This is a genomic window from Pseudomonas sp. NPDC089547 (genome assembly GCF_050280665.1).
Lineage (GTDB): Bacteria > Pseudomonadota > Gammaproteobacteria > Pseudomonadales > Pseudomonadaceae > Aquipseudomonas.
In genome coordinates this window covers 1-5,808 of the sequence record NZ_JBNNVS010000095.1, presented here as the reverse complement: position 1 = coordinate 5,808, position 5,808 = coordinate 1, and the positions used below count along the sequence as shown (strand labels likewise).

General features: G+C 63.4%; 6 protein-coding genes. All 6 read left to right on the top strand.

The features are described 5' to 3' along the window. Nucleotides 1–288: 288 nt before the first annotated feature. The 6 genes from hemA to ACQKPZ_RS27940 all read left to right on the top strand — a co-directional run bounded on the left by hemA (nt 289) and on the right by ACQKPZ_RS27940 (nt 5,638). Entirely contained in the window at nt 289–1,566 is a 1,278-nt protein-coding gene (gene hemA, locus ACQKPZ_RS27965) for a glutamyl-tRNA reductase (RefSeq protein ID WP_427544488.1), read from the top strand. Beyond that, a complete protein-coding gene (prfA, locus tag ACQKPZ_RS27960; protein ID WP_391124122.1) occupies nt 1,563–2,645 on the top strand; it encodes a peptide chain release factor 1 in 1,083 nt (360 codons plus the stop codon). Before hemA ends, prfA begins: the two co-directional genes overlap by 4 nt. Further along, on the top strand, nt 2,645–3,475 hold the full coding sequence (gene prmC, locus ACQKPZ_RS27955; RefSeq protein ID WP_427544486.1) for a peptide chain release factor N(5)-glutamine methyltransferase: 831 nt from the start codon (nt 2,645–2,647) through the stop codon (nt 3,473–3,475). Before prfA ends, prmC begins: the two co-directional genes overlap by 1 nt. Continuing rightward, a complete protein-coding gene (locus ACQKPZ_RS27950) occupies nt 3,469–4,224 on the top strand; it encodes a molybdopterin-synthase adenylyltransferase MoeB (RefSeq protein WP_427544483.1) in 756 nt (251 codons plus the stop codon). The genes prmC and ACQKPZ_RS27950 overlap by 7 nt, the downstream gene beginning before the upstream one ends. Beyond that, on the top strand, nt 4,217–5,014 hold the full coding sequence (gene murI, locus ACQKPZ_RS27945) for a glutamate racemase (protein WP_427544480.1): 798 nt from the start codon (nt 4,217–4,219) through the stop codon (nt 5,012–5,014). The genes ACQKPZ_RS27950 and murI overlap by 8 nt, the downstream gene beginning before the upstream one ends. Nucleotides 5,015–5,119: 105 nt before the next feature. Beyond that, complete coding sequence (locus ACQKPZ_RS27940; RefSeq protein WP_427544477.1) at nt 5,120–5,638, top strand: acyloxyacyl hydrolase; 519 nt, start codon at nt 5,120–5,122, stop codon at nt 5,636–5,638. The last annotated feature ends 170 nt before the right edge of the window (nt 5,639–5,808 follow it).

Here is a 5,808-nt window from a genome sequence, read left to right as displayed (position 1 = left end):
CGCTGCAGGCCCCATCCATGGGGCCTCAGCGCTTGACGGGCATCCATGCCCGTCACCTCCCTCCGCAAGCCCTTCGCTCGGCCTCCTGAAGTCGCGAAGATCAAGATCAAGATCAAGATCAAGATCAAGAGCCAGATCAAAAGCGGGGGGGAGCGGTGGAATTGCCACTCATGCTGGCCTGGATGCGGCGATAGCCGTAGCGCTATCAGCGCAATAGCGAACGGTGGTTGTCCAAAAACCTGCGAAAGAGGACAATTATCGGCTTCCCGTCACAACCAGCGACCTTGCATGGCCTTTCTTGCACTTGGTATCAACCATAAGACTGCCTCGGTAGACGTACGCGAGCGCGTGGCGTTTACCCCAGAGCAGCTGGTAGACGCCCTGCAGCAGCTCTGCCGACTGACGTCCAGCCGCGAAGCGGCGATCCTGTCGACCTGCAACCGTAGCGAGCTCTATATAGAGCAGGACCACCTGTCCGCCGACGCCTTGCTGCAATGGCTGGCCGACTATCACCGCCTTAGCCTGGACGAGTTGCGCGCCAGCGCCTACGTGCACGAAGAGCACGATGCCGTGAAGCACATGATGCGCGTGGCGTCGGGCCTGGACTCGCTGGTGCTCGGCGAGCCGCAGATCCTCGGCCAGATGAAGTCCGCCTACGCCGTGGCGCGTGAGGCCGGCACCGTCGGGCCGCTGCTCGGGCGCCTGTTCCAGGCCACTTTCAGCGCTGCCAAGCAGGTGCGTACCGATACCGCCATTGGCGAAAACCCGGTGTCGGTGGCGTTCGCCGCGGTCAGCCTGGCCAAGCAGATCTTCGCCGACCTTGGCCGTAGCCAGGCGCTGCTGATCGGTGCCGGCGAAACCATCACCCTGGTCGCCCGCCACCTGCACGAGCAGGGCGTGCGTCGTATCGTCGTGGCCAACCGTACCCTGGAGCGGGCCAGTATCCTGGCCGAGCAGTTTGGCGCGCATGCTGTGCTGCTGGCCGACATTCCCCAGGAACTGGCCAACAGCGACATCGTCATCAGCTCTACCGCCAGCCAGTTGCCGATCCTGGGCAAGGGCGCGGTCGAGAGTGCGCTCAAACAACGTCGGCACAAACCGATCTTCATGGTCGATATCGCCGTGCCACGCGACATCGAACCGGAAGTCGGCGAACTGGACGATGTCTACCTGTACACTGTCGACGATCTGCACGACGTGGTGGCGGAAAACCTCAAAAGCCGCCAGGGCGCCGCCCAGGCCGCGGAAGAGCTGGTCTCGGTGGGCGCCGAAGACTTCATGCTGCGCCTGCGCGAGCTGGCGGCGGTGGACGTGCTCAAGGCCTATCGCCAGCAAAGCGAACGCCTGCGCGACGAAGAACTGCAAAAGGCCCAGCGCCTGCTAGCCAACGGCGGTAACCCCGAAGACGTACTGGCCGCCTTGGCCCGGGGCCTGACCAACAAACTCCTGCATGCGCCTAGCGTGCAGCTGAAAAAGCTCTCGGCCGAGGGCCGCCTCGATGCGCTGGCCATGGCCCAGGAACTCTTTGCCCTCAACGAGGGCTCGACGGACAAATCCCCGCAATGAAAGCGTCGCTGCTGAACAAACTGGATATCCTCCAGGATCGCTTCGAAGAACTCACCGCCCTGCTTGGTGATGCCGAGGTCATTTCCGACCAGACACGCTTTCGCGCGTACTCCCGTGAATACGCCGAGGTCGAGCCCGTCTACGCTGCTTATAAAGAGTGGTGCAAAGTGCAGGACGACCTTGAAGGCGCCCAGGCGCTGCTCAAGGACAGCGACCCGGACCTGCGCGAAATGGCCGTGGAAGAAGTGCGTGAGGCCAAGGAACAGCTGCTGACGCTGGAGGCGCAGCTGCAACGCATGCTGCTGCCCAAAGACCCCAACGACGGTCGCAACGTGTTCCTCGAGATCCGCGCCGGTACGGGGGGCGACGAGGCGGCGATCTTCTCTGGCGACTTGTTCCGCATGTACTCGCGCTACGCCGAAAAACGCGGCTGGCGCCTGGAAATCCTGTCGGAGAACGAGGGCGAGCACGGCGGCTACAAGGAAATCATCGCCCGCGTCGAGGGTGAGAACGTGTACGGCAAGCTCAAGTTCGAGTCTGGCGCACACCGCGTGCAGCGCGTGCCCGAGACTGAGTCCCAAGGCCGCGTGCACACCTCCGCATGCACGGTGGCGGTGCTGCCCGAGCCGGACGAGCAGGCAGCCATCGAAATCAACCCGGCCGACCTGCGCGTGGATACCTACCGCGCATCCGGTGCCGGTGGCCAGCACGTGAACAAGACCGACTCGGCCATCCGCATTACCCACTTGCCCACCGGCATTGTGGTTGAGTGCCAGGAAGAGCGTTCGCAGCACAAGAACCGTGCCCGTGCCATGTCCTGGCTGTCGGCCAAACTCAATGACATGCAGACCAGCGCTGCGCAGAATGCCATCGCCAGCGAGCGAAAGCTGCTGGTGGGCTCCGGTGACCGCTCCGAGCGCATTCGCACGTACAATTACCCACAGGGCCGGGTGACCGACCACCGTATCAACCTGACCCTGTACTCGCTGGACGACATCCTCAGCGGTGGCGTGGAGGCGGTGATCGAACCGCTGCTGGCCGAATACCAGGCCGATCAACTGGCCGCCCTGGGGGACTGATGACCATCATTGCCAGCTTGCTGCGTAACGCGCAGTTGCCCGAATCGCCCACCGAGCGCCTGGATGCCGAGCTGCTGCTGGCGGCTGCCATTGGCAAGTCGCGCAGTTACCTGCACACCTGGCCCGAGCGTATCGTCAGCAGCGAAGATGCCGAAACCTACGCCGGGTACCTGCAACGCCGCCGTGGCGGAGAGCCGGTTGCCTATATCCTGGGGCAGCAGGGGTTCTGGACGATCGACCTGGAAGTGGCGCCGCATACCCTGATCCCGCGGCCGGATACCGAACTGTTGGTCGAGACTGCCCTCGAACTTCAAGCCGCCTCGCCAGCCAAGGTCCTCGACCTGGGTACCGGTACCGGTGCAATTGCCCTGGCCTTGGCCAGTGATCGTCCGGCCTGGCAGGTGACAGCGGTTGACCGGGTGGAAGAGGCCGCAGCCCTGGCCGAGCGTAACCGCCAGCGCCTGGGCCTGGCCAACGCCCAGGTACGGGTAAGCCACTGGTTCGACAGCCTGGCCGGCGAGCGTTTCGACCTGATTGTCAGCAACCCGCCCTACATCGCCGCCGAAGACCCGCACCTCGTGGCCGGTGACGTGCGCTTCGAGCCGAGCAGTGCGCTGGTGGCCGGCGCCGATGGCCTGGACGACCTGCGTGTGATTGCAGCCCAGGCCCCAGCGCACTTGTTGCCAGGGGGGTGGTTGTTGCTGGAACATGGTTACGATCAGGCCGCAGCGGTGCGTGCCTTGCTGGCTGAGCACGGTTTTATCGAGGTCGCCAGCCGCACGGACCTGGGCGGCCATGAACGTATTACCCTGGGGCGCTTGCCATGCTGAGTGATGAGGAGCTGCTGCGTTACAGTCGGCAGGTATTGCTGGCCCAGATCGACATCGACGGCCAACTGCGGCTCAAGCAAAGCAAGGCACTGATTGTCGGCCTCGGCGGCTTGGGCTCCCCGGTAGCACTGTACCTGGCTGCCGCCGGGGTAGGTGAGTTGCACCTCGCCGACTTCGACACCGTCGACCTGACCAACCTGCAACGCCAGGTGATCCACGACAGTGCCAGCGTTGGCATGAGCAAGGTCGACTCGGCCTTGCAGCGCCTGGAGGCGATCAACCCGAAAATCAGCCTGGTTGCCCACCGCCAGGCACTGGACGAAGACTCGCTGGCTGCCGCCGTGGCGGCGGTCGACCTGGTGCTGGACTGCTCTGACAATTTTGCCACGCGTGAGGCGGTCAACGCCGCGTGCGTCGCGGCTGGCAAGCCACTCGTAAGTGGCGCAGCGATCCGCCTGGAAGGGCAGTTGTCAGTGTTCGACCCGCGGCGTGACTACAGCCCTTGCTACCACTGTTTGTATGGGCATGGCAGTGAAGATGAACTGACCTGCAGCGAAGCTGGGGTTATCGGGCCGCTGGTGGGCCTGGTGGGTAGCTTGCAGGCGCTGGAGGCGATGAAGTTGCTGGCTGGCTTCGGTGAGCCGCTGGTGGGCCGCCTGTTGTTGATCGATGCCCTTGGTACCCGCATCCGCGAACTGCGCGTCAAGCGCGACCCGGCTTGCGCAGTCTGCGGCAAGCGCGATGGCTGAGCGCTCGGCGCCGGTCGGCGTGATGGACTCGGGGGTCGGCGGTTTGTCGGTGCTCGCCGAGATCCAGCGTTTGCTGCCCAACGAGACGCTGCTGTATGTGGCCGATTGCGGCCATGTACCCTACGGTGAGAAGTCGCCGGACTACATCCGTGAACGCTGCCGGCGCATAGCCGCGTTCTTCCAGGAGCAAGGCGCCAAGGCCATGGTGCTGGCGTGCAACACCGCCACGGTGGCGGCGGTGGCCGACTTGCGCGAGTTGTACCCCACCTGGCCGCTGGTGGGCATGGAGCCCGCTGTAAAGCCCGCAGCGGCGGCTACCCGCTCGGGCGTGGTCGGTGTGCTGGCCACTACCGGTACCCTGCAGAGCGCCAAGTTCGCTGCTTTGCTCGACCGTTTTGCCAATGACGTGCAGGTCATCACCCAGCCTTGCCCGGGGCTGGTCGAACTGATCGAGACCGGCGACGTCGCCAGCGTGGCGCTGCGCCAGATGCTGCTTGGCTATGTGCAGCCGCTACTGGCCGCCGGCTGCGACACACTGATCCTCGGTTGCACCCATTACCCCTTCCTACGCCCGTTGCTGGCCGAGCTGGTGCCAGCGGATGTGGCAATCATCGACACGGGCGCGGCCGTGGCGCGCCAACTGCAGCGGCTGCTGGGTGCCAATGTTCTGCTGGCCGAAGGCCCGGCCGGCGAGGCCCGCTTCTGGACCAGCGCTGACCCAGAAACCCTGAGAAAAATCCTACCTGTGCTGTGGCATAAGTCCGGCGATGTGCAAAGCTTTGCGTTGTGAAAAAAACGTGAAATAAGCTGAACTATCGTTCCACATCTGCTTTCTACCGCTTTGCCTGACATGAGGCGGACACTAATAACAGCATCAGGAAGAAGGATGTTTCTCATGAAGAAACTGCTTGGCTTGGCGGCGGCTGCCGCCTTTACCCTGGGGCAAGCGCTGTCGGCACAGGCTGCCGACGTTTCGTTTTCGGTGGGGGAGACCGGTGACTCGACCATGGTCTATCGGCTGGGGCTGCAATCGAACTGGGACGCGAGCTGGTGGCAGACCAGCGTCGGCCGGCTGACCGGCTACTGGGATGGGTCCTACACCTATTGGGATGGCGACAAGACGGCCAGCAACCATAGCCTGTCCTTTGCGCCGGTATTCGTCTATGAATTTGCCGGGCAGTCGGTGAAACCTTACATCGAAGCAGGGATCGGTGTGGCGGCGTTCTCCAGCACCGAGCTGGAAAGCAACGAACTGGGCTCGGCGTTTCAGTTCGAGGACCGCATCGGCTTTGGCTTGCGCTTTGCGGGTGGGCATGAGATTGGCGTTAGGGCGATCCACTACTCCAATGCCGGTATCAAAGAGCCCAACGATGGGGTGGAGAGCTATAGCCTGCATTACCGCATGGCGCTCTGATTTTTCCTGCGCCGGCCTCTTCGCGGGTAAACCCGCTCCCACAGTGATCGCACAGATTGAAGGTCTGTGCACTTGCTGTGGGAGATTCTATGGCCGGAGGCAAATTTTCAGTAGAAAAGCCCACGGCCTCTCTCAGCAACATCCAGGCACGAATCAGCCTGCCAGAGAAT

What these genes read in the sequence shown, in the direction of transcription:
- hemA (WP_427544488.1), top strand. Translation starts at nt 289, where the DNA reads ATGGCCTTTCTTGCACTTGGTATCAACCATAAGACTGCCTCGGTAGAC.
- prfA (WP_391124122.1), top strand. Translation starts at nt 1,563, where the DNA reads ATGAAAGCGTCGCTGCTGAACAAACTGGATATCCTCCAGGATCGCTTC.
- prmC (WP_427544486.1), top strand. Translation starts at nt 2,645, where the DNA reads ATGACCATCATTGCCAGCTTGCTGCGTAACGCGCAGTTGCCCGAATCG.
- ACQKPZ_RS27950 (WP_427544483.1), top strand. Translation starts at nt 3,469, where the DNA reads ATGCTGAGTGATGAGGAGCTGCTGCGTTACAGTCGGCAGGTATTGCTG.
- murI (WP_427544480.1), top strand. Translation starts at nt 4,217, where the DNA reads ATGGCTGAGCGCTCGGCGCCGGTCGGCGTGATGGACTCGGGGGTCGGC.
- ACQKPZ_RS27940 (WP_427544477.1), top strand. Translation starts at nt 5,120, where the DNA reads ATGAAGAAACTGCTTGGCTTGGCGGCGGCTGCCGCCTTTACCCTGGGG.